This is a genomic window from Coleofasciculus sp., from assembly GCF_046565525.1.
GTDB lineage: Bacteria > Cyanobacteriota > Cyanobacteriia > Cyanobacteriales > Coleofasciculaceae > Coleofasciculus.
In genome coordinates this window covers 1-1552 of record NZ_JBKHUP010000247.1, presented here as the reverse complement: position 1 = coordinate 1552, position 1552 = coordinate 1, and the positions used below count along the sequence as shown (strand labels likewise).

Annotated in this window: 3 protein-coding genes; 2 read left to right on the top strand and 1 reads right to left on the bottom strand. The window is 44.5% G+C overall.

Annotated features, from left to right (window positions below; genetic code table 11):
• On the bottom strand, positions 1-363 hold a 363-nt coding region (locus tag ACLGGO_RS35525), incomplete at its 3' end, for a hypothetical protein (protein ID WP_446422843.1).
• Between the two features lie 478 nt (positions 364-841).
• Here ACLGGO_RS35525 and ACLGGO_RS35520 point away from each other — a divergent pair.
• Together ACLGGO_RS35520 and ACLGGO_RS35515 are read left to right on the top strand one after the other, a co-directional pair.
• Positions 842-1189: a hypothetical protein gene (locus ACLGGO_RS35520; RefSeq protein ID WP_446422842.1), complete on the top strand. Its 348-nt coding sequence runs from the start codon at positions 842-844 to the stop codon at positions 1187-1189.
• Positions 1174-1428 (top strand): hypothetical protein, encoded by a 255-nt coding sequence (locus tag ACLGGO_RS35515; RefSeq protein WP_446422841.1) that lies wholly within the window; start codon positions 1174-1176, stop codon positions 1426-1428. The genes ACLGGO_RS35520 and ACLGGO_RS35515 overlap by 16 nt, the downstream gene beginning before the upstream one ends.
• The last annotated feature ends 124 nt before the right edge of the window (positions 1429-1552 follow it).

Sequence of the window (1552 nt, the reverse complement as noted above, 5' to 3'; positions counted from 1 at the left end):
CCGCTCTAAATCAGCCATGACTGTTTTGGCATAAGCCGACGGGCATCTCGCTCCATGATTAGCTGCGTATTGACGGACAGCATCGTAGAACCCGCGTTTCTTCTCTGCTGGAATTTCAAAAACGACGGCGGCGGCGGCGGAAAATTTTTCCTCGGAATTAACTGATTTTTGAGCAGGTAAGGGGAAATTATTGGTTTGTGGTTGTTTCCAATCCTTGTTGTTTACCTCCGGATCTGACTTGAGTTGTTCAACTTTTGTCTCTCTCTCGCCTTCTGAGAAAGTCTGATCCTCTGAACCTCTGTATATATAGGAGGCATCTCGTTTTTGAGACTGGCTTTCTCGTTTTTGAGACTCCAGTCTCATTCTTGCTTTCGCGGTTGCCGTGCAGGTTGCGAGCCGTCGTAACCATGCATTGGAAGTCAAAAAGCTCTAGCTCCTGGAGTTTAGCGAGCGCTCGGTAAAACGTTGCCTTGCTAACCCGACAAACGTCCATCACTTCTAGAAGCTCATAGCTCTGATAGCTATCGCCCCAGGGGTCAAGTTCTACAAAATAGCTCCAAATTCTCCAGTCAGCGGCAGTAAGCTTTGCTGCCCTGAGTTTTTGCAGGGTTATCGAGGTGAGTTTATAAAACATTCCCCCACCCCCTGTTTGAGATGTTATGGAAGGTTTGTATATGTGTCATAATGCACCTAAGGTTTGTATGTATTTTTCAATGCCCCTTACCTCGTGACAGGTGGGGGCTTAAACTAATAAAAAACCTAGTCTTATATTTAACATTAGTTAAATGCTAGAATAATTACATCTTTAGATAAATTAACAATCCTGGCGTAGAATCGAGATATGCATTGGAATGAAGCCTTTGATCAAACGCTAAAGGACTTTAAGATCAGCGCTAAATGGCTTTCTAAGCAAACTGGAATTTCTGAGACGTTCATCAGTCAGTTCAGAAAAGGTCACAAGGACGCGACGACTAATGTTCTTGGCAGGCTACTCAAGCCTTTATCCCGTGAGGCGAAAGAGCAATTTTTTGCTTTTGTCCTGGGAACCTCCCTACCAGAACCGGAGAGTCCCCCGATTGAGTGGTTACTAGAAAGCCTACCCAAGGAGCAGAAAAAGAAGCTAGCCATCCAGCTAATTGAGTCTATAGCCAAGGAGCCAGAGCCATTAGAAGAATGTCTTCAGATGTAGAGAGTGTGATTCAAGCGATTGAGCGGTTGCCCAATGATATCTCTGCTGGGGATAAAGCACGTCTATTTAAAGAGGTGCCGCCCAAAGCTTGGTCTTTCAATGAATACTCAAGTTTTGGGCGGCATCCAAATTTTAGGAAGTACAATCCAGATCAATATATGCGATCGCTCCAGTTTCAAGGATCTGGCGGAAACACTGGTAGAGGTTTTTGGAAAAGATGCGGCGATGGATTTGATTAAGGCGATTCTACAAAAATTCTAGAGACTTAGTTTTAGGTTACAGGTAGTGATGGCGATGGTCAGCCCGCATTTCTCACAAAAGGCGTGATTGCGAATAGCAGAAACCTTACCAGACAAGGATTTA